Genomic DNA, 23,397 nt, shown 5'->3' on the forward strand with positions numbered 1-23,397 from the left:
GCCGCGGATCGCGACCCTGTCATACCCTTAGAGATCGAGAACCAGACGTTCCGGATCTTCGAGACTTTCCTTGACGCGGACGAGGAATGTCACTGCTTCCTTGCCGTCGACCATGCGGTGATCATAGGAAAGCGCCAGATACATCATCGGCCGGATGACGACCTGACCGCCGATGGCGACCGGACGCTCCTGGATCTTGTGCATGCCGAGAATGCCCGACTGCGGCGCATTGAGGATCGGCGAGGACATCAGCGAACCGTAGACACCGCCATTGGTGATCGTGAATGTGCCTCCCTGCATGTCTGCCATCGACAGCGTACCATCGCGCGCAGCCTTGGCGAGACGACCAAGATCCTTTTCGATCTCGGCAACCGTCATCTGGTCGGCGTCGCGGATGACTGGAACGACGAGGCCCTTGTCGGTGCCCACAGCCATGCCGACGTGACAATAGTTCTTGTAGATGATGTCGGTGCCGTCGATTTCAGCATTGACGGCCGGCAGTTCCTTCAAGGCATGGGTCACGGCCTTGGTGAAGAAGCCCATGAAGCCGAGCTTGACGCCGTGCTTCTTTTCAAAGATGTCCTTGTACTTCGTACGCAGTGCCATCACTGCCGTCATGTCCACCTCGTTATAGGTGGTGAGCATGGCGGCCGTGTTCTGCGCATCCTTCAGGCGGCGGGCGATCGTCTGGCGCAGACGCGTCATCTTCACCCGTTCTTCGCGCGGCGCATCTTCGATCGGGGTCGGTGCGCGGACAGCAACCTTCGCCGGCTCGGATGCTGCAGGCGCCGAAAGGCCCTTGGCAACGGCGGCAATCACGTCGCCCTTAAGTACCTGGCCGCGCTTGCCGCTACCGTCAACCAGGTCGGCGGAGATATTGTTTTCAGCAAGCATTTTCGAAGCAGCCGGAGCCGGAGGCATCGAGGTAGCCGGGGCAGGCGCCGACACGGCAGGCGCAGCAACGGCAGCGGCGGCAACTGGCGCCGGCGCAGCAGCGGCCACGGGCTCGGCAGCCTTGGCAGGGGCGGCAGCGCCGGTGCCGGCACCGATCTGGCCAAGAAGTGCACCGAGGCCGACGGTCTCGCCGGCCTGGACGACGATCTCTGACAAGACACCCGAGGCAGGCGCCGGAACTTCGATCGTCACCTTGTCGGTCTCGAGCTCCAGCATCGGCTCATCGGCTTTGACGGCGTCGCCGACCTTCTTGAACCAGGTACCAACGGTCGCTTCGCTGACGGACTCGCCGAGGGTTGGAACGCGGATTTCTGTGGCCATTGTTCAAATCCTGAATGTTTTTGATCGTTATGAGTTGGACGGCGCTCCGGCGATGAGCCGGAGTGATCGAAGGCATAGGCGAGACGTCGAAGCGGCATCCAAAGCAGTTGGGTGCAGGTGCGGCGGAACGGCTCTCGGAGAAGAGATATCGATCCGCCACTCCAGATTAGCCGCCAAGCGCATCCTCGAGGAATGCAGCAAGCTGCGCGAGATGCTTGGACATCAGGCCCGTCGCCGGAGAGGCGGCCGCCGGACGACCGGTGTACCGAACGCGCTGGTACTTCGCATCGATATGGGCAAGCACCCACTCCAGGTACGGATCGATGAAGGACCATGCGCCCATGTTCTTGGGCTCTTCCTGGCACCAGACCATCTCTGCATTGCGGAAGCGTGACAGCTCGTTGATCAGGGCCTTGGCCGGGAATGGATAGAGCTGTTCGATGCGCAGCAGGTAGACATCGTCTACCCCTCGCTTCTCGCGCTCCTCCAGCAGATCGTAGTAGACCTTGCCGGCGCAGATGACGACGCGACGGATCTTGGCGTCCTTCTGCAGCTTGATCGGCCCATCCTTGATCACTTCGGCGTCGTCCCAAAGCAGACGATGGAACGAGGATTCCCCGGCCATTTCAGCAAGGCTCGATACCGCACGCTTGTGGCGCAGCAGCGATTTCGGCGTCATCAGCATCAGCGGCTTGCGGAAGTCGCGCTTCAGCTGGCGGCGCAGGATGTGGAAATAGTTCGCCGGCGTCGTAACGTTGGCGACCTGCATGTTGTCTTCGGCGCAAAGCTGCAGCCAGCGTTCGAGGCGGGCGGAGGAGTGCTCGGGACCCTGGCCCTCATAACCGTGCGGCAATAGGCAGACGAGGCCCGACATACGCAGCCACTTGCGCTCGCCCGATGAAATGAACTGGTCGAAAACGACCTGCGCCCCGTTGGCGAAATCGCCGAACTGCGCTTCCCAAAGCGTCAGCGCGTTCGGACGGGCAAGCGAGTAGCCGTATTCGAAACCCAGCACGGCTTCTTCGGAGAGCATCGAGTTGATAACTTCGAATCGACCCTGCGTCGACGACATGTTGGCAAGCGGAATATAGCGCTCTTCTGTTTCCTGGTCGTAAAGTACCGAATGACGCTGCGAGAAAGTGCCGCGTTCGCAATCCTGACCGGACAGACGGATCTTGTGGCCTTCGACACAGAGCGCGCCGAAAGCAAGCGCTTCCGCCATTGCCCAATCGATGCCTTCGCCCGACTGGATCATGTTGGCCCGGTTTTCCATGAAGCGCTGGATGGTCCGGTGCGCATTGAAGCCAGCCGGAACTTCCGAGAGCTTGCGGCCGATATCCTTCAGCGTCTTCATCGGCACGGCGGTCTTGCCGCGCCGCTGCTCGTCGGCATTGTCGGCAGCCCGAAGACCCGACCACTCGCCGTCCAGCCAATCCGCCTTGTTGGGCTTGTAGTGCTGGCCGGCCTCGAATTCCTGCTCGAGATGAGCACGCCAGTCGGCCTTCATCTTTTCGACTTCGCCTTCGGTCAGAACGCCCTCGGCGATCAGGCGGGCAGAATAGAGCTGCAGCACCGTCTTGTGGCTGCGGATGACCTTGTACATCTTCGGCTGTGTGAAGGACGGCTCGTCGCCTTCGTTGTGGCCGTAGCGGCGGTAGCAGAACATGTCCAGCACGACCGGCTTGTGGAACTTCATGCGGAATTCGGTCGCAACCTTGGCCGCATAGACCACGGCCTCCGGATCGTCGCCGTTGACGTGGAAGATCGGTGCCTCGATCATCTTTGCGACGTCGGAGGGATAGGGCGACGAACGTGAGAAGGCCGGATTGGTGGTGAAGCCGATCTGGTTGTTGATGATGACGTGCATCGTGCCGGCAACGCGGTGGCCGCGCAGCCCGGAAAGGCCAAGGATTTCCGCGATGACGCCCTGCCCCGCGAAAGCAGCATCGCCGTGGATCAGCAAAGGCACGATCTTGGAACGCTCGGAAAGCGGGATCGTGTCGCCGTCCCAGACGGTGGCGCTCATGTCCTGCTTGGCGCGGACCTTGCCCATGACGACGGGATCGACGATCTCGAGGTGCGAAGGGTTTGCCGTCAACGACACGTGAATCTTCTGCCCGTCGAACTCGCGGTCGGAGGAGGCACCCAGGTGATACTTGACGTCGCCAGAACCTTCGACCTCGTCAGGTGCATAGGAGCCACCCTTGAATTCGTGGAAGATCGCCCGGTGCGGTTTGCCCATCACCTGCGAAAGGACGTTCAGGCGGCCGCGATGGGCCATGCCGAACACCGCTTCCTTGAGGCCCAGCTGACCGCCACGCTTCAGAATCTGCTCCAGCGCCGGGATCAGCGATTCGCCGCCATCGAGGCCGAAGCGCTTGGTGCCCTTGAACTTGACGTCGAGGAACTGCTCGTAGCCTTCGGCTTCGATCACCTTCTGCAGGATTGCCTTCTTACCTTCGGGGCTGAACGCGACGCCCTTGTCAGGCCCTTCGATGCGTTCCTGGACCCAGCCCTTTTCTTCAGGATTGGACATGTGCATGAATTCGACGCCGAGGGTCGAACAATAGGTCCGCTCGAGGATCTCGATCATCTCGCGCACTGAGGCATATTCAAGCCCCAGCACGTTGTCGATGAAGATCTTGCGATCATAGTCGGCTTCGGTAAAGCCATAGGCTTCCGGCGACAATTCCTTGTAATCCTCGACAGCCGCGGCGATACCGAGCGGATCGAGCTTGGCGTGCAGATGGCCGCGCATGCGATAGGCCCGGATCATCATGATGGCGCGCACCGAATCGCGGGTCGCCTGGATGATGTCGGCGCCTTCGGTCGGCTTGCCCTGAGCTTCAGCCTTCGCCTTTACCTTCGTCTCGATTACTTTCTCGACGATGCCCCAGTTGCCGTCGAGCGCGGATACCAGCTCGCCGTTGGCCGCGATCGGCCAATTCTTCCGCTGCCAGGAGGCACCCTTCGCCGCCCGCTTGACGTCGGCCGGACTGTCCTCGAGCGCCTTGAAGAAAGACCGCCACTCGGCGGAAACCGTGTCCGGGTCGTCCTCGTAGCGCGCGTAGAGCTGCTCGATATAGGCGGCGTTCGCGCCGTCAAGGAACGAGGTGATCTGAAACTGCTCGTTGGCTTCTTGCCTTGCCATGGTGATATGCGAACGCTTCCGTCCGCCTCCCGACTTGTTTTGGTTTGCCGGCGCTTGGTGTCCGGCGGCCGCATTTCATTGCCGCTTTTCCTGCGGCTCGTCTTTCCGGGGCATACCCCGTCTTCCAAGGACAGGGGCGACAAATGCCGTCCCCTGCCCAATCCCTGTATGTCGTTCAGCCCTTCAGGACTTCAACCAGCGTCTTGCCGAGGCGCGCTGGAGACGGCGACACGCGAATGCCGGCCTCTTCCATCGCTGCGATCTTGTCTTCCGCGCCGCCCTTGCCGCCCGAAATCACGGCGCCCGCGTGGCCCATGGTGCGGCCGGGAGGTGCCGTGCGGCCGGCGATGAAGCCGACCATCGGCTTTTTGCGGCCCTTCTTGGCTTCGTCTTTCAGGAACTGTGCCGCTTCTTCTTCAGCGGAACCGCCGATTTCGCCGATCATGATGATCGACTTCGTTTCGTCGTCAGCAAGGAACATCTCGAGGATGTCGATGAATTCGGTGCCCTTGACCGGATCGCCGCCGATGCCAACGGCCGTCGTCTGGCCAAGGCCTTCATTGGTCGTCTGGAACACCGCCTCATAGGTCAGCGTGCCGGAGCGCGACAGGACGCCGACGGAGCCCTTCTTGAAGATCGAACCAGGCATGATGCCGATCTTGCATTCGTTCGGGGTCATGACGCCAGGGCAGTTCGGCCCGATGAGGCGCGACTTCGACTTCTGCAGCCGAGCCTTGACCTTGACCATGTCAGCGACCGGAATTCCCTCGGTAATGCAGACGATCAGCGGTATTTCAGCGTCGATCGCTTCGAGGATCGCAGCAGCGGCGCCGGCTGGCGGAACGTAAATGACCGACGCGTTTGCTCCGGTCGATTCCTTGCCTTCGGCAACCGACTTGAAGATCGGCAGCTTTTCGCCTTCCTTGCCCGTCCAGGTTTCTCCGCCCTTGGTGGGGTGGATGCCGCCGACCATCTTCGTGCCGTGGTAGGCGAGCGCCTGTTCGGTATGGAATGTGCCGGTCTTGCCTGTCAGGCCCTGAACCAGGATCTTGGTGTCTTTGTTGATGAGAATAGACATTGGTCTCAGGCTCCCTTTACCGCCGAAACGATCTTCTGGGCGGCGTCGTCCAGGTCGTCAGCCGAGATGACGTTGAGACCGGATTCATTGATGATCTTCTTGCCGAGTTCGACGTTCGTGCCTTCGAGGCGAACGACGAGCGGCACTTGCAGACCGACTTCCTTGACGGCCGCGATCACGCCTTCGGCAATGACATCGCACTTCATGATGCCGCCGAAGATGTTGACGAGAATGCCTTTCACGGCCGGATCGGCGGTGATGATCTTGAAGGCGGCAGTGACCTTTTCCTTGGTGGCGCCACCGCCGACATCGAGGAAGTTCGCCGGCTCAGCGCCGTAGAGCTTGATGATGTCCATCGTCGCCATGGCAAGGCCGGCGCCGTTGACCATGCAGCCGATGTTGCCGTCGAGGGCGACATAGGCGAGGTCGTACTTCGAAGCGGCGATTTCCTTCTCGTCTTCTTCGCTGGTGTCGCGAAGTGCGACGACGTCTTCATGGCGGAAGAGCGCGTTGCCGTCGAACGACATCTTAGCGTCGAGGACGCGCAGGCGGCCGTTGGTCATGACAATCAGCGGATTGACCTCGAGCAGGCTCATGTCCTTCTCGACGAACGCCTTGTAGAGGATCGGGAAAAGCGAAGCACCGTCGGTGCGGGCAGCGCCTTCAAGCTTCAGCGCGTCCGAAATCTTCGCTATATCGGCAGCAGTGACGCCGGCCGTCGGATCGATGGCGACGCTGATGATCTTTTCAGGCGTGTCGTGGGCGACGGTTTCGATATCCATGCCGCCCTCAGTCGAGACGACGAAGGAAACCTGGCCCACTGCACGATCGACGAGGATCGAAAGATAGAGCTCGCGGTCGATATCAGCGCCGTCTTCGATATAGAGGCGATTGACCTGCTTGCCGGCAGGACCGGTCTGCTTCGTGACCAGCGTGTTGCCGAGCATTTCCTTGACGTTGAACACAACGTCGTCGATCGACTTGGCAAGGCGAACCCCGCCCTTGGCGTCGGGACCAAGTTCCTTGAACTTGCCCTTTCCGCGGCCGCCGGCATGGATCTGGCTCTTGACGACGTAAAGCGGGCCGGGCAGCTGCTTGGCAGCCGCTGCTGCTTCGTCGGCGGTGAAGATGGCAACGCCGTCCGCGACGGGTGCGCCAAAGCTCTTCAGGAGAGCCTTGGCCTGGTATTCATGAATATTCATGGAATTATCCCTGTTGGAACGCGACGATTACTTCAGCGCCGGCGCAATGGTGATGCATGCCTCGCAAAGACCGGCGACGGCAGCGACCGACTTGTCGAACGCTTCCTTCTCCGTCTTGTTCATGTCGATTTCGATGATGCGTTCGATGCCGCCGGCACCGATGACCGTCGGCACGCCGACATACATGTCCTTCACGCCGTACTGGCCGGAAAGGTAGGCAGCGCAGGGCAGAACACGCTTCTTGTCCTTGAGGTAGGATTCGGCCATCTCGATCGCGGAGGCTGCAGGCGCATAGTAGGCAGAGCCGGTCTTCAGGAGGCCGACGATTTCCGCGCCGCCGTCACGGGTGCGCTGGATGATTTCTTCAAGGCGTTCCTTGGTGACCCAACCCATCGTTACGAGGTCGGTCAGCGGAATGCCGCCAACAGTCGAGTAGCGCGCAAGCGGCACCATCGTGTCGCCATGGCCGCCGAGAACGAATGCCGTCACATCCTGAACCGAGACGTTGAATTCCTTGGCGAGGAACAGGCGGAAGCGCGAGCTGTCGAGAACGCCGGCCATGCCGACAACCTTGTTCGTCGGCAGGCCCGAAAATTTCTGCAGAGCCCAGACCATGGCGTCGAGCGGATTGGTGATGCAGATCACGAAAGCGTTGGGAGCATACTTCTTGATGCCCGCGCCGACCTGTTCCATGACCTTGAGGTTGATGCCGAGAAGATCGTCGCGGCTCATGCCCGGCTTGCGGGCGACGCCTGCCGTGACGATGCACACGTCAGCGCCTTCGATCGCAGAATAGTCGCTGGCACCAGTAAGATTGACGTCGAAGCCTTCGACAGGAGAAGACTGGGAAATGTCGAGGCCCTTGCCCTGGGGAATGCCGTCCGCAATGTCGAACAGGACGATGTCGCCGAGTTCCTTCAAGCCGGCGAGATGCGCCAGCGTGCCACCAATCATGCCAGAACCAATGAGTGCGATCTTGTTGCGCGCCATTTCGGTGTTATCCTTTGCGATCAAAATGTCGATCAAATACCGGTTGATACTTTTGAGGGGTCAACCATTGCCGCCAATCGCATAGACTGAAAGCCAAAATTTGGCAATTGATTATTTTTGGACAAGGAATTTCAATCGGTTAGATCGAAAAATTCTTACGTAAACGTAAGATATTCTGTCACTAAATTGTTACTCGGCGGCACGTTTCGCATGAGTCTGAGCAAGGTATTCGGCGCTTCTCATCTCGAACAGGCGCGAGGTCGTGCGGTCGAACTCGAAGCCTTCCGTTCCCCGTCTTTCGACCAGGAGATCCTCCGGCATGGCTGCCGCAGACACGAAAAGCCGGACTGCGTGGTCGTAGAACGTGTCTATCAGAATGATGAACCGCTTGGTTTGGTTCCGCTTGTCAGGACCCATTTGCGGAATATGGTCGATAAAGATCGTATCGAAGCGATCCGCGATCGCCAGGAAGTCCGCGGCGCCAAGCGGAGCCTCGCATAGATCGGCAAAGGAAAACCGTGCCGTACGATCGACCGCCCGCGGTACGTGGATCGAGCGTCCCTTCCGCGGAATTTCCATCGATTGCGCTTTGCGCCCTTGCAGCACCTGCGCCCAGGACGCATCCATCGCCATATCCGTCCGCTCGTTGATCGGCGTCAGATAGACCGGCTGGCTGTTTAGCTTCTCCATCCTGTAGTCGGTGGGCGAGTCCAGCGTCACGACGTCGACGTAGGTCTTCAGCAAATCGACAAAGGGAAGGAAGAGGCCGCGGTTGAGACCGTCCCTGTAAAGATTATCCGGCTCAACGTTGGAGGTCGCGACCAGCACGCAGCCCAGTACGAACAATTGCGAGAACAGCCGCGACAGGATCATGGCGTCGGCGATATCGGTGACCGAGAATTCGTCGAAGCAGAGCAGCTCCGCCTGCTCGTAGAGATCGGCGGCAACCGGCGGGATTGGGTCTGCCTCCTTGGTCTCTCCGTTCTTGAAGCTCAGCCGGTGCGCGGCGATGCGATTGTGCACATCCGCCATGAACTCGTGGAAATGCGCCCGACGCTTGCGCTTGCAGGGAGCCATGTAAAAGAACATGTCCATGAGCATCGTCTTCCCACGCCCGACACTGCCGTGGATGTATAGTCCCTTGGAAACTTCGGAGGGTTTCGCGCGCGCCGCAAACAACCAGCCGAGAGCGCTCGATTTCGTAGCCGGCCGCCGGCGCTTGAGAGCTGCAAGCACGCGGTCGAGGCATTTCGCCACGTCCATCTGCGCCGAATCGATTTGAAGCGAACCGGCCGCTGTCAGCGTCTTCAACTGTTCGCTGACGCTGATGGGGTAGTCAGGCATGGGCTGCATGAGGAGACGTCCGCCTGTGCATCGTGAAACGGCCCGCCGACTGCGCAGCTTTATCGGCTGAGGCTGATCGGCTGACCTGAGGTCGTCGTGCCGGTAAAGCGCGAGTCCGCCGTCTTATAGACCGAGCCGACCTGAGCGCCACTGCGATCCTTGAGCAGAACCTGCTTGCCCGACACTTCCCACGAACCCATTGTCGTCAGCTCGCCGGTGCAGCCTCGAGTGCCGCCACGCGATCCGCTGCCGAGATTGGTAAGGGTTAGGAACATGTCGCAAGTGGCGCCGCCGTTTCCGACCTTCCAGCTGCCGACCATGGACTCCTTGGTAACATCCATGGCGGACGCCGCCATCGCGGTATTCTGCTGCGCGGCCGCTGGGTTCGGCGTGTTCGACGGAGCAGCCGGAAACTGCGAACCGCTGGCAGTCGGATCCGCAAGCTGGCCGGACTGGACGGGTGAAACGGGTGCTGCCTGAAGCGGGGGAGCAGAATAGCCAGAATTCACGTCATTGTATGCCGTGCGCTGGCAGCCGGCAAGCAACAGAACAACGGTCACAGCCGTCGCCGCATATTTCAACCGCATTATTATACTCCTGAAATTTCCAAGCCTGCCCCGAAGTTGGCCCGCAATGACGGCGGAATTATCGTGAAAGCCCTAATTGAATCAAGCGGCAGAGAGGAAGAAATTGTCCCAGACCAGAGCCTTCCAAGCCATCTGGGACAAATTTGGCGCATTTTTGCACAATTCAAGGTGCAGCTGTGAGTTTATGCTGTTGCAAATCGTTCAAGCGAAGTATCGCCGCCCGGCATTCCGACGATGTCAGACCCGCCGCTCCACCATCATCTTCTTGATTTCGGCGATGGCTTTGGCCGGGTTGAGGCCCTTCGGGCAGGTCTGCGCGCAGTTCATGATCGTGTGGCAGCGATAAAGACGGAACGGATCCTCAAGATTGTCGAGCCGCTCGCCCGTCGCCTCATCCCTCGAATCGATCAGCCAGCGATAGGCCTGCAGCAGAACGGCGGGACCGAGATAGCGGTCGCCGTTCCACCAGTAGCTGGGACAGGAGGTCGAGCAGCAGGCGCAGAGAATGCATTCGTAGAGACCGTCGAGCTTCTGACGGTCGTCGTGACTCTGCTTCCATTCCTTGGCGGGCGGTGGCGAAACCGTCTTCAGCCACGGCTCGATCGAGCGATGCTGCGCATAGAAATTGGTCAGATCAGGAACAAGGTCCTTGACGACTGGCAAATGCGGCAACGGATAGATCTTCACCGTCCCCTTGATCTCTTCCAGCCCCTTGGTGCAGGCAAGCGTGTTCGTGCCGTCGATGTTCATGGCGCAGGAACCGCAAATGCCCTCGCGACAGGAACGGCGCAACGTCAGCGTCGGGTCGATCTTGTTCTTGATGTAGAGCAGGCCGTCGAGCACCATCGGCCCGCAATCATCGACATCGATATAGAACGTGTCGATGCTCGGATTCTGGCCGTCGTCCGGGCTCCAGCGATAGACGCGAAATTCGCGGGTGTTCGTAGCACCTTGCGGCTTCGGCCAAACCTTGCCTTCGCGCATCTGAGAGTTCTTGGGGAGAGCGAGTTCAACCATAGTTAGCTGTCACCTTGCTGATGTCTAGAATTGTTTGAATGTCCTTAGATTCTTCCGATAGATCGAAAATCTGCCTGATCATTGAAACTGGGACAAAATCTACAGCTTTTGTAAGCGCCTCTTGAAGCGCAGCATTGCCAAGCAATTCAGTGTACAGGCCCAGCAAATACCTGAAAACCTCGAAGACTAAGGACGCCAAGGCTATTAACATTGCGTACGCGATTGCTTTAAACTGCGACGTGGCGGACCAAGCTCCCGTGAACTCTCCGTTTTTGGTTATTACCTTGATATGCGCCTCGTAGTCCCAATGAACGTGGTCACTCATCCAACCGTAAAGTCTTCCAAAACTGCTAAACTTTGAAGTTGTCGGACCAATGCATTTTGTGGTCGGAGTTCTTTTAATTTTTTCTACGTCATCGAACGAGCGAATTACGCAAATCCACGCTATCTGCTCCAATATCATCCTTGCAATCGCCACGCACTCAAACAGCGCCCCTTTATCCGCTTCAGCAAAAGCTCGATCGAAGCTGTAGGATATACGGACAAGCGTCAGATCGCCTATCCATTCTCCAACGGTCGGAGTCCTTCCCAACAATGGCGGATACATCCTTACCGCGTCCCCAATTTGTTCAATTTGACGAAGGCACACTCTTTTAAACGATCGATCTAGTCGGACATTTCCGCCAGGGTCTTCCTCGTATTTCATGTCTTTAAGATATGTGCGCAAAACATGGTCGATGGACTTGTTTTGTAAATAATACGTGACAGTTGCGGCGCTTATCATTTCCCGCAAACCCGCAGGATAATCGTTGTCAACGCCAACTTCGTATGGAACATTATTTACTGGTGTTTCAAAATCCTTTTGCATGAACAACGGAAACGCAGCCTGTAGTCGCGATAACTTTGGTGTGTCATCTACGGGGCTCGTTGGATTCTCGCTCATTAATAAACGCGTGCCTTCGGCTCGATCTTGTGCGGATCGATGCCTTCGGCGATCAGTTCGGTATGGACGGGACGATAGTCTAGTTTCACCTCACCGGCGTCGTTGACCCAGGAAAGTGTGTGCTTGCGCCAGTTGACGTCGTCACGGCCGCCGAATGGGCCGCCGGTGAAGTCTTCGCGCGCATGCGAGCCGCGGCTCTCCTTGCGCGCCTCGGCGCCGTAGATCGTCGTGATGGCATTGGCCATCAGGTTGTGCAACTCAAGCGTTTCGACGAGGTCTGAGTTCCAGACCATCGAACGGTCTGTGACCTTGACATCGGACAGCTCATGCCAGATGGCCGAGATGCGCTTGCAGCCGGACTCTAGCGATTCCTGCGTACGGAACACAGCCGCGTCGTCCTGCATGGCGTGCTGCATCTTTTCGCGCAAAACGGCGGTCGGCGTCGTGCCGCTCGCGTGGCGCAGGCCATCGAAACGATCCATGATCTTGTCGCAGGCAGCTATGTTCAACGCCGGGATTGCCGACGCCCGGTCGATCACTTCCCCGGCACGGATGGCAGCGGCGCGCCCGAAGACGACAAGGTCGATCAGCGAATTCGAACCTAGACGATTGGCGCCGTGCACGGATGCGCACCCGGCTTCGCCGACGGCCATCAGTCCCGGCAGGATGCGTTCAGGGTTGCTGCTGTCGGCGTTCAGAACCTCGCCCCAGTAGTTCGTCGGAATACCACCCATGTTATAGTGAACGGTTGGCAGCACCGGGATCGGCTCGCGGGTAACGTCCACACCGGCGAAAATCTTGGCGCTCTCGGAAATCCCCGGCAGGCGCTCGTGCAGCACGGCCGGATCGAGGTGGTCGAGATGCAGGAAGATGTGGTCCTTGTTTTTGCCGACGCCGCGCCCCTCGCGAATCTCAAGCGTCATGCAACGTGAAACCACGTCGCGCGAGGCGAGATCCTTGGCCGATGGCGCATAGCGCTCCATGAAACGTTCGCCCTCGGAATTGACGAGATAGCCGCCTTCGCCGCGCGCCCCTTCCGTGATCAGACAGCCGGCGCCATAGATGCCGGTCGGATGGAACTGGACGAACTCCATATCCTGGAGCGGCATGCCGGCGCGAGCGACCATGCCGCCGCCGTCGCCGGTGCAGGTGTGCGCCGATGTCGCCGAGAAATAGGCGCGACCATAGCCGCCGGTCGCAAGCACCACCATCTTCGCCGAGAAGCGATGTATCGTGCCGTCGTCCAGGCACCAGGCAACGACGCCGGTGCACCGACCGTCTTCCGACATGATCAGGTCGAGCGCGAAATATTCAACGAAGAACTCGGCGTTGTGGCGCAGCGCCTGGCCGTAGAGCGTGTGGAGAATGGCATGCCCGGTACGGTCGGCGGCAGCACAGGTCCGCTGTACAGGAGGCCCCTCTCCGTAGTTCTGCATGTGCCCGCCGAACGGCCGCTGGTAGATCTTGCCCTCTTCGTTGCGGGAGAAGGGCACGCCGTAGTGCTCGAGCTCGTAGACGGCTTTCGGCGCTTCCATGGTCAGATACTGCATCGCGTCGACGTCGCCGAGCCAGTCGGAGCCCTTGACGGTATCGTATAGATGCCACTGCCAGCTATCCGGCGTCATGTTTCGCAGCGATGCGGCAATGCCGCCCTGTGCCGCGACGGTGTGGGACCGGGTCGGGAATACCTTGGTGATGCAGGCGGTACGGAAACCCTGCTCCGCCATCCCGAGCGTGGCGCGCAGGCCGGCGCCGCCGGCACCGACGACGATCACGTCATAGGAGTGGTCGACATACTTGTAGGCCTTGCCATTCTGAGCGGGGCCATTCTGAGCGGCTGAGTTCGATGCCATGATGCAATTATCCTACGAACGCGATTTTCAGAATGGCGAAAAGACAGAGCCCAGCCACAATGATCGCGAAGAACGTGTTGAGCATCAGCAAAGCGATCTTGGCCGCTTCGCCGTGGACGTAATCCTCGATGATGACCTGCATGCCGAGCTTCATGTGGATGACGCCGGAAATGACCATCAGGCCGAAGATCACGGCAATGAAGGGGTTCGCCAATGCGTGGACAACCGCCGCGTAGGGTGCGCCGGCATAGATCATCAGGAAAATGACGAAGAATAGGAAGAGCGGCACGTTGGCAACGGCCGTCACGCGCTGGCGCCAGAAATGCTCGGTGCCTTCCTTGGCCGAACCGAGGCCGCGGACACGCCCTAGAGGGGTACGCATATCCATGAGAATTACCCTTCAGAAACGGATGGCAAGGCCGATGGCCCAGACGATGACGGTCAGAACGAGCGAGCCGGCCAGTGTCGCCTTGGCCAGTTTCGTGGAAAAGGATTTTTCGAACCCGTAGCCGAGGTCCCACATGAAGTGGCGAAAACCGCCGAGCATGTGGTGGAGCAGGGCCCAGGTGTAACCCAGCAGGATCAGCCTGCCGATGATGGTACCCATGAACCAGCTGACCCAATCAAAATATGCTTGGCCGGAGGCAGCGGCGATCAGCCACCAGACAACCAGCAAAGTGCCGAAATAGAGTGCGCCGCCGGTGATCCGGTGGACGATCGACATAACCATGGTCGGAATGAGTTTGTAGATTTGCAAATGCGGCGACAAAGGCCGATTTTGTGTGACGTTCGCCATCAGAACCTCGCGGCGTTACGATGCTCTTTGATCTCGGGCACCACCGGGGCAACGCACGGATGCCGAAATCCTGTGTGCGTTGCATCAACGCGACGTTTAATGACGGAAGCGCCCGTCGACAAGCACTATTGCTAACCGCCTTGAATTTAATCGATTCGGGTCGCCCGCCTCGGCCGAAACATCGTCCTGCGTTAACTATTCGATCCGTTTTTCACGGCATCTCGTGGACTTGGGCTTCCCTTTGCGGCAAGCTGCCTTAACCTTTTGTTAACGATTGGCGAGGTCGGAGATATGATGACGCGTCTTCTGAAAAGCAGCTCGGTTTTCTTGGCCGTGGCTCTCGCCGCAAGCATGGCTCTTCCCGCGCTCGGCGGGGACTTTGGCGTCGGTGGCCGCGGGTTCCCGCGCCCCGGCATTCACGGAACCCATTTCGGCAATGGCGGCTTCGGTTTCCAGCGCAATTTCCACGCTCGCGGGCGCAATCAGTTTGCATCGGGCGACCGCTTTCCGTTCCAGGGCCGCGACTTCAGGCATCATAACGGTGATCGCATGTTCGGCGGGCGAAACAACTTCGCCCGAAACGGAAATGGTGGCTTTGGCGGTGGCAACTACTTTCGCTCCAACCGGCCCCAACGTCTCTACACGCTAGGTGGCTACGGCGCGAATGGAGGCAGCAGCGTCAGGGTTATCCTTCGGGACCAGCCTGACTATGGCTTCATCAGCAACTATGCCGGTGCAACAGACGTCTACCGCGCCGACGGCGGAACTTATGCCACCGGCTACAGCTATTCGTCAGGCGGGCAACAGCAGGGATCGATTGCAAGACCACGCGCAAAGATCATCGACGTGGCACGGATGCCCGATGTCTGCTCGAACGAGAACGGCGTCTGCGTCATTCGCCCCTGAGCAGGTACATCAGCCGGCTGCGAATTTCCAAACCGTGGTCTTCTTGACCTCGCTGTCTTCGAGCGCCCGCGTCACGGCAACCTCGTAGGCGGCGCAGGAGACCAGATTTTGCTTGGGCAAATAGGCGCGTCCGGGGTCGCCGACAAGGACCTCGATACCTTGAGCAGCCAGTGCCTTGAACCAGGGGACAAGGCGATCGGCGAAATCGCGATCGTAGAAGACGTCACCGGCAAGAACGATGTCGGCATCGACCGGACGTCCAATGAGATCGTCTCCCGCAAAGGCGACCTGCACCCCGTTTTTGAGCGCATTCAATCGAACAGCAGCCATCGCCCAGGGGTCGATATCTGCCGCCGTCACCTCGGCGGCGCCGGCGAACCTCGCGGCAATCGCAACGATCCCCGAGCCGCTGGCAAAATCCAACACTCTTTTGCCCGAGACCGTCTCCGGATTATCGAGGATATAGCGGGCGAGCCCCTGCCCCCCGGCCCAGGCAAAGGCCCAGAAAGGCGGGGGCAGTCCGATCTCCTGAAGCTCATCCTCCGTCTTCAGCCAGAGATCATGGGCCTCCGTTGCCAGATGCAGACGGATCTCCGGCACATGCGGCGGCGTCATGATCTCGGTATTGGCGCGGATGAAGGTCTCGGGATCGGTCTTCAAGTCATTCTGGAGGGTTGTCGAGCCCGCCCATGCGGCAGACTTCGAGATACTCGTCCTCGGTAACCGGCTGCACCGAGAGCCGCATCGAGGTCACCAGCGCCATCTTCGCGAGCTTCTCGTTCGCCTTGACATCCTTGAGGGTCACCGGTTGTGGCATATCGCGAACGGCGCGAATGTCGACGCAATCCCACTTGGGATCGCCTTTGGCGCTCGAGTCCGGATGTGACAACGCGCAGACCTCGACAATCCCGACGATCTCGAGGCCATCATTCGAATGATAGAAGAACCCCTTGTCCCCGATCTTCATCGCCCGCATATTGTTGCGCGCAAGATAATTGCGCACGCCGGTCCATTCGGTTCCCTTCTCGCCAGCATCCTTCTGCGCCTGCCAGGACCAGGAAGAGGGCTCGGACTTATAGAGCCAATGAGCCATCGATCAGGCCTCCGGATTGTTGAATGCCCAGTTGAAAGCCTTGATCTCGACGCTCTCGAACAGGCCCGCCTTCGCATAGGGATCGCTGTCCGCAAGGGCCTTGGCAGCGTCGATATCGGCGGCATTGATGACAATGAGGCTGCCGCAAGGTTTGCCGTCCGCATCGAGAAAAGGCCCGGCCATTTTCAAAGTTCCCTCGGAATTGAGCTTGTTCAAGTGCTCGATGTGCTCAGGGCGGGTTTCCATGCGGACGTTCAGATGGCCGGGCTTATCCTTGCAAACGAAAGCGAAAAGCATTGTTCAATCTCCTGTTCAAATCGGTAAATGACTTTATTCCGTGGTGATCGGCCGTGTCATCAATTGCTCGATCGCGTCCGGAATATCGAGGGTTCCCCCGATGATCGCGGTGACCGCGTCGGTGATCGGCATGCTGATGCCGAGCCCTTCCGCCAACCGCGATGCCACTGATGCCGCAAGAGCGCCTTCGACCAGCGTCCCATGCAGCGAATCGACGGCCTCGCCGCGACCAAGCGCAATCCCGAAGCGCAGGTTGCGCGACTGATGGCTGGTGGCGGTCAGCACGAGATCTCCGAGACCGGATAGTCCGCGCACCGTCTCAGCCTGCCCACCCTTGGCGCAGACGAACCGGGACATCTCTGCCAGACCGCGGCTAATCAATGCTGCGCGGGCCGAATCACCGATACCGCGACCCTCGACGATACCGCAGGCGATCGCCAGGACGTTCTTAAGTGCGCCGCCGAGCTGCACGCCGATGCGGTCCGAGGACGCATAGAGCCGAAACGTCCGGCCGGAAATCGCCTGCGCCAGCCTTTCGGCGACTGCTATATCGGCCGCTGCAATCGCCATTGCCGTGGGCAGGCCCTTGGCGATATCGGTAGCGAAACCCGGTCCCGACAGGACGGCGATTGCATGGTCCGGCAGCTCCTGCTCGAGCAAATCCGTCAGCAGGCTTCCCGACACGCGATCTATGCCCTTGGCGCAGGTGACGACGATCGCGCCCTCGGCAAGGTAGGGACCGTAATGCCGCGCGGCGTCCGCCTGCGCCTGCGAGGGCATTGCAAAAAGCACGATCTCGGCATTGCGGATTGCCTCCGGCTCGGCGGAAAATACAAGGGCATCCGGCAATGCAATGCCCGGAAGCGCCGCATCGTGAACGCGATCGGCCTTGAGATCGGAGATCAGCGCCGGGTCGCGCCCGACAAGCGTCACGTCGCTCTTTCCGGCCAGCGTGATCACGGCAGCCAGTGCAGTCCCGAAAGCGCCGGCGCCGACGACGGCGATGCGTTCTCTCGTCGCGCTCATGCCTTCGCTCCCCGTCTACCATGACCGATGAGTGCCGTCGCATTTGCATCCAGCGGCCAGCGCGACCTCGGCTGTACATCAAGTTCGTCGGGTTCGACGCCCGTCGCCATGCGCTCCAACCCGGCCCAGGCAATCATCACGGCATTGTCGGTGCACAGGTGGAGTGGCGGCGCAATAAAGCGGAAGCCATTGCTATCGCAGAGCGCCTGCAGCGTGGTGCGCAGTTCGAGATTGGCCGCAACGCCACCGGCAACGACCAGTGCCGGCATCTCGCCGACCTCAGGGAATTCCAGTTTGAAGCGCTGCAGGCCGCGGCCGATCCGATCCTTCAGCGTCCGTGAAATTGCGTGCTGAAAGGAGGCGCAGATGTCTGCGACGTCCTGCTGCGTCAAAGGGGCGATCGCCATCGCCGCCTGCCGCACAGCGGTCTTCAGGCCCGAGAAGGAGAAATCCAGCCGAGCTTCACCAACGAGCGGCCGCGGAAAGGAGAAGCGCTCCGGGTTGCCGTTTTTAGCAGCCCCCTCGACCGCCGGACCGCCGGGATAGGGCAGACCCAAAAGCTTCGCAGTCTTGTCGAAGGCCTCGCCCAGCGCGTCGTCGATGGTCGTGCCCCAGCGCTCATATTCGCCGACGCCACGAACCAGGATGAGCTGGGTGTGCCCCCCGGAGACGAGCAGCATCAGGTAGGGAAACGCCAGCCCGTCCGTCAACCGCGCCGTCAATGCGTGACCTTCGAGATGGTTGATAGCATATAGCGGCTTGCCGGAAGCCCGCGCGATAGCCTTGCCCGTCATCAACCCGACAAGCAGCCCGCCGATGAGACCCGGGCCTGACGTGGCGGCGATGGCATCTACCTCGGCGAGCGACACATTGGCACGTTTCAGCGCCTCCTCGATCAGCGTATCAAGCGCCTCGACATGAGCTCGCGCAGCAATTTCCGGCACGACGCCGCCATAGACGCTATGCTCGTCGAGCTGGCTCAGGACGACGTCGGAGAGTACCGTGGACCGGCCGTCCGCATCGCGCTCGACAACGGCAGCCGCGGTTTCGTCGCAGCTTGTTTCGATGCCGAGAATGCGGAGAAAGGGCGCCATGGAACCTGTACGTCGGATTGCGATGATGTGGAAACCTGTTTACGAGAACTGTCGGTAACAACGGATCAAAGCGGATGCAAACAAAACCTTTCCGGATCGGCACGCGCGGCAGCCCGCTGGCGCTGGCCCAGGCCCACGAGGCTCGTGATCGCCTGATGGCGGCTCATGGCCTGCCGACGGAAATGTTCGAGATTTCCGTCCTCACGACACGCGGCGACCGCATTACCGACCGCTCGCTGGCCGAAATCGGCGGCAAGGGCCTGTTCACAGAGGAGCTGGAGCTGAAATTGCTCGCCGGCGACCTCGATTTCGCCGTCCATTCGGCGAAGGATGTGGCGACTACCCTTCCGGAAGGGCTATGGCTCTCGGCCTATCTCCCGCGCGAGGACATTCGCGATGCTGTTATCGGCCGCACGGCGCCCAAGCTGATCGAGCTGCCGCTTGGCGCGACGGTCGGCTCCTCCTCGCTCCGGCGCCAGGCGCTCATCCGCCGGCTCCGGCCCGACATCAATGTTGTCACGTTCCGCGGGCTCGTTGAAACGCGGCTCCGTAAGTTGAATGAAGGCCAGGTCGATGCGACGCTGTTGGCACTCGCCGGCTTGAAGCGCCTCGGCAAGGTCGAGGTATTGACCGATATCCTTGACCCCGACGAATTTCCGCCCGCACCGGCACAGGGTGCCATCTGCATCGAAAGCCGGATCGGCGATGAGCGCATCACCGAGCTGCTCTCTGCGGTCAACGACAGTCCGACGTTCGACACCGTCTCCTGTGAGCGTGGCTTTCTCGCAGCCCTCGACGGTTCTTGCCGCACACCCATAGCTGGCTATGCGGTTTGCGAGGGCGACCACATCCGCCTTTTCGGCATGATAATAACGCCGGATGGCCAAACCCAGCACACCATCACCATCGAAGGGAACCGGCGCGACGCCGAAGCGCTTGGCACCAACGCCGGCCAGACGATCCGCGAGAGAGCCGGAAGCACATTCTTCGACGACTGGAGATGAGGCCGCGATGCGCGTGATCGTCACCCGCCCGAGACGCCAGGGCGAACGCACCGCAATCAGGTTGGCCGAGCTTGGACACGAAGCGCTGTTGCTGCCGCTGACCTGCCCGGTTCATGATCCGAAAGCAGCGCGCCATGCCCTCGCCCGTTCCGCAGGTGCCATCGCCGCGACCAGTGCCGAGGCGATCCACACGCTCCGGGATATTGGTCCTTTGGACGCCGCCGACCAGCAGCGCCCCTTTTTCGCCGTCGGAAAGGCCACCGCAGCAGAAGCCTCGGAAACAGGTTTCGAGTCGATACATCATGCCGACGGAAGCGGGATGCAACTCGCCGACCTGATATCGGACCATCGAGCCCTGCTTGGCGGCAAACCATTGATTTATCTGGCTGGCTCGCCGCGGACAGAAGGTTTCGAGACACGGCTCGGAGAGCTCGGAATTCCGTTCGAGACCATTGAATGCTATCGAATGCGGAATATTGAGCCCGAAGAAGCGGAACTCCGAGGCCTCCTCATTGATAAGCCTGCCGACGCCGTTCTCCTTTACTCCCGGCATACGGCCGAGCGGTTTTTCAGCCTTCCCCTTATAAAGAGGCACCTCAACATATTGGAAAATACGCGCCTTTTTTGCCTCAGCGAGGCGATCGCGACCGTAGTTCCCGATTTTCTGCGCTCGAACGTCGAAATACCAGGGATGTCGGATGAAGAAAGTCTTCTGACGCTCCTCGCCGCCGCCTAAAGGCCCTATTTTGAACTAGGGTCTTTCCATATTCGGCTTCACTCTCTACCTTCACCGCAGTGCATGAAACGAGGAATGCCATGGTATCGGGAAACCCGCCAAACCATTCGAAGACCACCGAGGAGCCGGTCACGATTGATCTGGAGGCAGACAGAACCGCGCATGCGGCCGAGACCGAGGCGGAGCTAAGCCATCGCGACGGCGAAATCGGATCGTCATCCGCCGATGAAGTGGAAATGCCGTTCGATGCGGAAAACGAGCCCCCGACCGCACATGAAGACACCCACGGCGCCAGTGTTGGCACCGAACCCTCAACGCCCGCAACCGACGAAGAGCCGCGCACCGCCTATACCCACACCGAACCGGCATCGGTGTCGCAAGACCGCCACGGAGCAACATCAGGACTTATCGCCGCCGGCATCTTCGGCGGTCTGATTGCGCTCGTTGGCGCGGGCGCCATCCAATATGCGGGCTTGCTGCCCGGCGGATCGTCTTCGAAAAGCAACTCCGCAGACATTTCTGCGTTGAGCGCCGAAATCGATGGGCTGAAACAGACGGTCGCCAACCTCGCGGCGGCACCACCGCCGGCAAAGCCGGATAGCGCGTTAGAGGCCAGGCTCGCGGCACTGGAAACCGCCGCCAAGAACGGCCCGTCGACAGAGCCCGTGGCCGCTACCAGCTCCGTTGCAAGCGATGCCGCTGCCGACCAGAAGATCGCCGATCTCACAAACGAACTCGCACAGCTGAAAACAGCGATCGCCCAGGCGACACAGGCCCAGGCCTCCACTGGCGCCGACATGAGCAAGAGGTTGGACGACGCCGAGAAGAAGCTCAGCGAGCCTGGCAAGGACACCGCGGTCGCGCGCGCCATAGCGGCGGCCGCGCTCAAGGCCGCCATCGATCGCGGCGGGCCGTTTCGTCCCGAGCTCGACACCTTCGCCGGGGTCTCTCCGGATGATCCCGCCGTGGCAGACCTGCGCAATTTCGCCGATACCGGCGTGCCGTCCCGCGCCGACCTGATCCGGCAGGTGCCGGACGTGGCAACCGCGATCGTTGGCGTCACCCAGCAGCCGGACGAGAACCAGAGCTGGAGCGACCGGCTGATGGCCAGCGCCAAGTCGCTGGTCAAGGTCCGTCCGGTCGGCAACATCGAAGGTGACAGCGTCGACGCCGTTGCGGCCCGCTTCGAGGATAAAGTCAAGAACGGCGATCTTCCCGGCGCAGTGACGGAATGGAACTCGCTGCCGCCAGCTGGAAAGGCTGCGTCGGCGGCGTTCAAACAATCGGTCGAGGCCCGCATCCGGGTCGAGGATCTGGTCGGCGAAGCGCTGTCGAAAGCGATCGCCGGCGCCGGCAAGCAGAGCTGAGGGCGGGTTTAATGGTAGTCAGACTGCTTGTTTTCGTCATTGTCGTTCTGGCACTCGGCTATGGCTTCTCCTGGCTTGCAGACCGGCCGGGCGATATATCCCTGATGTGGGAAGGTGAACTCTACCAGACCAAGCTGATCGTCGCGGCAAGCCTGCTGATCGCGATCGTTGCGATTGTCATGATCTTCTGGTGGTTCGTCCGCCTGATCTGGACCTCGCCCTATTCGGTCACCCGCTATTTCCGCGCCCGCAAGCGAGATCGCGGCTATCAGGCTCTCTCGACCGGTCTCATCGCCGCCGGTGCCGGCAACGCCCTTCTCGCCCGCAAGATGGCGGCGCGCTCGCGCGGCCTGATCCGCGCCGACCAAGAGCCGCTGATCAATCTTCTGGAGGCCCAGGCGGCGCTCATCGAGGGCAAGCATGATGAGGCGCGCACCAAATTCGAGCTGATGGCCAACGACCCTGAGACGCGCGAGCTCGGGCTGCGCGGTCTCTACCTTGAAGCCAAGCGGCTCGGCGCCAACGAGGCGGCTCAGCAATATGCGGAGACGGCAGCCGACAAGGCACCCTATCTGCCCTGGGCGGCGCAGGCGACGCTCGAATATCGTAGCCGAGCCGGCCGCTGGGACGATGCCATCCGGCTACTGGATGAGCAGAAGGCCGCCCGTATCATCGACAAGGACGAAGCCAACCGGCTGCGGGCAGTATTGTTGACCGCGCGGGCCAGTGACAAGCTGGAAGGCGACCCGGCAGGCGCCCGCGACGACGCGCTGAGCGCTCTCAAACTATCCGACGATTTTGTCCCAGCAGCACTGATCGCCGCCAAGGCTCTTTTCCGCGAGGACAAGGGCCGCAAGGCGGCATCCATGCTGGAGCAGGTCTGGAAGACATCGCCTCATCCTGAAATCGGACGGGCCTATGTCCGCGCGCGCAGCGGCGATACCGTCATCGACCGGTTGAAGCGAGCCGAAAGACTGGAGGCGCTTCGCCCGAACAATGTCGAATCGCTGCTGATCGCCGCACAGGCATCTCTCGACGCAGGCGATTTTGCCAAGGCGCGCAGCAAGGCGGAAGCCGCCGCCCGGATGGAGCCCCGAGAAGGCGCCTTCATGCTGCTTGCCGATATCGAGGAAGCCGAAACCGGGGACCAGGGCCGGATGCGCCACTGGATGGCACAGGCGCTGCGGGCTCCCCGCGACCCGGCCTGGATGGCCGATGGTTTCGTTTCCGACAAGTGGCTGCCGGTTTCGCCGATCACCGGCAAGCTTGATGCCTTTGAGTGGAGAACGCCCTTCGGCCAGCTCGAAGGACCGGTCGAGGAAGGGGCTGTCGCGTCCGTCGATGCCGCGCTCCGCACGCTGCCGCCGCTCGCCGACATGCGACCGGCACAGGCTTCCCCGCCTCCCGCGGCTGCACCGCCTCCAGCGAAAATATCAGTCCCGGACGCGGTGCTCGCCGCGCAGAAGCCACTGCGACCTGTTGTCGAGACCCTTGTTACCAAGTCCGAGACCCCGAAGAAGCCGGAGGCCGCCAAACAGCCGGACCCGCACCCCTTCTTCGGCGGCTTGCCGGACGACCCAGGCGTAAGAAATGCCAAGCACGAACCGGAACCCAAGACCCGGCTTCGACTATTCTGAG

22 protein-coding genes are annotated in these 23,397 nt (G+C 60.6%); 5 read left to right on the forward strand and 17 right to left on the reverse strand.

Features of this window, described 5'->3' with window-relative positions; translation table 11 throughout:
* Window positions 1-27 precede the first annotated feature (27 nt).
* From odhB to sdhC, 12 genes are all read right to left on the reverse strand, one after another.
* Window positions 28-1,275, reverse strand: a complete 1,248-nt coding sequence (gene odhB / locus CPY51_RS25195) for a 2-oxoglutarate dehydrogenase complex dihydrolipoyllysine-residue succinyltransferase (protein WP_111162952.1) — start codon at window positions 1,273-1,275, stop codon at window positions 28-30.
* A 166-nt stretch (window positions 1,276-1,441) separates the two neighbouring features.
* Window positions 1,442-4,426 carry a 2-oxoglutarate dehydrogenase E1 component gene (locus CPY51_RS25200; RefSeq protein WP_111162953.1) on the reverse strand — a complete coding sequence of 995 codons (2,985 nt, stop codon included), beginning with the start codon at window positions 4,424-4,426 and terminating at the stop codon, window positions 1,442-1,444.
* A 175-nt stretch (window positions 4,427-4,601) separates the two neighbouring features.
* Window positions 4,602-5,504, reverse strand: coding sequence for a succinate--CoA ligase subunit alpha (gene sucD, locus CPY51_RS25205; RefSeq protein WP_111162954.1), 903 nt, complete (start codon window positions 5,502-5,504; stop codon window positions 4,602-4,604).
* 5 nt (window positions 5,505-5,509) lie between these two features.
* The gene (sucC, locus tag CPY51_RS25210) at window positions 5,510-6,706 is read right to left on the reverse strand and encodes an ADP-forming succinate--CoA ligase subunit beta (protein ID WP_111162955.1); all 1,197 of its coding nucleotides are present in this window, start codon (window positions 6,704-6,706) and stop codon (window positions 5,510-5,512) included.
* 27 nt (window positions 6,707-6,733) lie between these two features.
* Window positions 6,734-7,696 (reverse strand): malate dehydrogenase, encoded by a 963-nt coding sequence (gene mdh, locus CPY51_RS25215; RefSeq protein WP_111163226.1) that lies wholly within the window; start codon window positions 7,694-7,696, stop codon window positions 6,734-6,736.
* Between the two features lie 189 nt (window positions 7,697-7,885).
* Window positions 7,886-9,049 (reverse strand): cell division protein ZapE, encoded by a 1,164-nt coding sequence (gene zapE, locus CPY51_RS25220; protein WP_111162956.1) that lies wholly within the window; start codon window positions 9,047-9,049, stop codon window positions 7,886-7,888.
* 50 nt (window positions 9,050-9,099) lie between these two features.
* Complete coding sequence (locus CPY51_RS25225; RefSeq protein ID WP_111162957.1) at window positions 9,100-9,627, reverse strand: protease inhibitor Inh/omp19 family protein; 528 nt, start codon at window positions 9,625-9,627, stop codon at window positions 9,100-9,102.
* A 237-nt stretch (window positions 9,628-9,864) separates the two neighbouring features.
* A complete protein-coding gene (locus tag CPY51_RS25230; RefSeq protein WP_111162958.1) occupies window positions 9,865-10,644 on the reverse strand; it encodes a succinate dehydrogenase iron-sulfur subunit in 780 nt (259 codons plus the stop codon).
* A complete protein-coding gene (locus CPY51_RS25235; protein WP_111162959.1) occupies window positions 10,637-11,587 on the reverse strand; it encodes a hypothetical protein in 951 nt (316 codons plus the stop codon). The genes CPY51_RS25230 and CPY51_RS25235 overlap by 8 nt, the downstream gene beginning before the upstream one ends.
* The gene (sdhA, locus tag CPY51_RS25240) at window positions 11,587-13,440 is read right to left on the reverse strand and encodes a succinate dehydrogenase flavoprotein subunit (RefSeq protein WP_111162960.1); all 1,854 of its coding nucleotides are present in this window, start codon (window positions 13,438-13,440) and stop codon (window positions 11,587-11,589) included. The genes CPY51_RS25235 and sdhA overlap by 1 nt, the downstream gene beginning before the upstream one ends.
* A gap of 7 nt (window positions 13,441-13,447) precedes the next feature.
* Window positions 13,448-13,828: a succinate dehydrogenase, hydrophobic membrane anchor protein gene (gene sdhD, locus CPY51_RS25245; RefSeq protein WP_111162961.1), complete on the reverse strand. Its 381-nt coding sequence runs from the start codon at window positions 13,826-13,828 to the stop codon at window positions 13,448-13,450.
* Between the two features lie 12 nt (window positions 13,829-13,840).
* Complete coding sequence (gene sdhC, locus CPY51_RS25250) at window positions 13,841-14,236, reverse strand: succinate dehydrogenase, cytochrome b556 subunit (RefSeq protein WP_111162962.1); 396 nt, start codon at window positions 14,234-14,236, stop codon at window positions 13,841-13,843.
* Between the two features lie 294 nt (window positions 14,237-14,530).
* Here sdhC and CPY51_RS25255 point away from each other — a divergent pair, with 294 nt between their 5' ends.
* Window positions 14,531-15,142, forward strand: a complete 612-nt coding sequence (locus tag CPY51_RS25255) for a hypothetical protein (RefSeq protein WP_146260174.1) — start codon at window positions 14,531-14,533, stop codon at window positions 15,140-15,142.
* A 9-nt stretch (window positions 15,143-15,151) separates the two neighbouring features.
* On the opposite strand, the gene CPY51_RS25260 is transcribed toward CPY51_RS25255, so the two are convergent.
* The 5 genes from CPY51_RS25260 to tsaD are packed head-to-tail and all read right to left on the reverse strand — an operon-like array spanning window position 15,152 to window position 18,652.
* Entirely contained in the window at window positions 15,152-15,802 is a 651-nt protein-coding gene (locus CPY51_RS25260) for a class I SAM-dependent methyltransferase (RefSeq protein WP_111162964.1), read from the reverse strand.
* 1 nt (window position 15,803) lies between these two features.
* Window positions 15,804-16,235, reverse strand: a complete 432-nt coding sequence (locus tag CPY51_RS25265) for an EVE domain-containing protein (RefSeq protein ID WP_111162965.1) — start codon at window positions 16,233-16,235, stop codon at window positions 15,804-15,806.
* Between the two features lie 3 nt (window positions 16,236-16,238).
* Window positions 16,239-16,532: a YciI-like protein gene (locus CPY51_RS25270; RefSeq protein ID WP_111162966.1), complete on the reverse strand. Its 294-nt coding sequence runs from the start codon at window positions 16,530-16,532 to the stop codon at window positions 16,239-16,241.
* A 33-nt stretch (window positions 16,533-16,565) separates the two neighbouring features.
* Window positions 16,566-17,558, reverse strand: coding sequence for an NAD(P)H-dependent glycerol-3-phosphate dehydrogenase (locus CPY51_RS25275; RefSeq protein ID WP_111162967.1), 993 nt, complete (start codon window positions 17,556-17,558; stop codon window positions 16,566-16,568).
* Window positions 17,555-18,652 carry a tRNA (adenosine(37)-N6)-threonylcarbamoyltransferase complex transferase subunit TsaD gene (gene tsaD / locus CPY51_RS25280; RefSeq protein ID WP_111162968.1) on the reverse strand — a complete coding sequence of 366 codons (1,098 nt, stop codon included), beginning with the start codon at window positions 18,650-18,652 and terminating at the stop codon, window positions 17,555-17,557. Before tsaD ends, CPY51_RS25275 begins: the two co-directional genes overlap by 4 nt.
* A 74-nt stretch (window positions 18,653-18,726) precedes the next feature.
* Between tsaD and hemC the strand changes: the two genes are divergently transcribed.
* The 4 genes from hemC to CPY51_RS25300 all read left to right on the forward strand — a co-directional run bounded on the left by hemC (window position 18,727) and on the right by CPY51_RS25300 (window position 23,396).
* Window positions 18,727-19,656 carry a hydroxymethylbilane synthase gene (gene hemC, locus CPY51_RS25285; protein WP_111162969.1) on the forward strand — a complete coding sequence of 310 codons (930 nt, stop codon included), beginning with the start codon at window positions 18,727-18,729 and terminating at the stop codon, window positions 19,654-19,656.
* A gap of 7 nt (window positions 19,657-19,663) precedes the next feature.
* Window positions 19,664-20,392, forward strand: coding sequence for a uroporphyrinogen-III synthase (locus CPY51_RS25290; protein ID WP_111162970.1), 729 nt, complete (start codon window positions 19,664-19,666; stop codon window positions 20,390-20,392).
* Window positions 20,393-20,472: 80 nt separating this feature from the next.
* Entirely contained in the window at window positions 20,473-21,759 is a 1,287-nt protein-coding gene (locus CPY51_RS25295; protein ID WP_111162971.1) for a COG4223 family protein, read from the forward strand.
* 11 nt (window positions 21,760-21,770) lie between these two features.
* Window positions 21,771-23,396 carry a heme biosynthesis protein HemY gene (locus CPY51_RS25300; RefSeq protein ID WP_111162972.1) on the forward strand — a complete coding sequence of 542 codons (1,626 nt, stop codon included), beginning with the start codon at window positions 21,771-21,773 and terminating at the stop codon, window positions 23,394-23,396.
* Window position 23,397 lies beyond the last annotated feature (1 nt).

The organism is Arminella tubonensis, from assembly GCF_003240585.1.
GTDB classification, from domain to species: Bacteria; Pseudomonadota; Alphaproteobacteria; order Rhizobiales; family Rhizobiaceae; genus Rhizobium; species Rhizobium tubonense.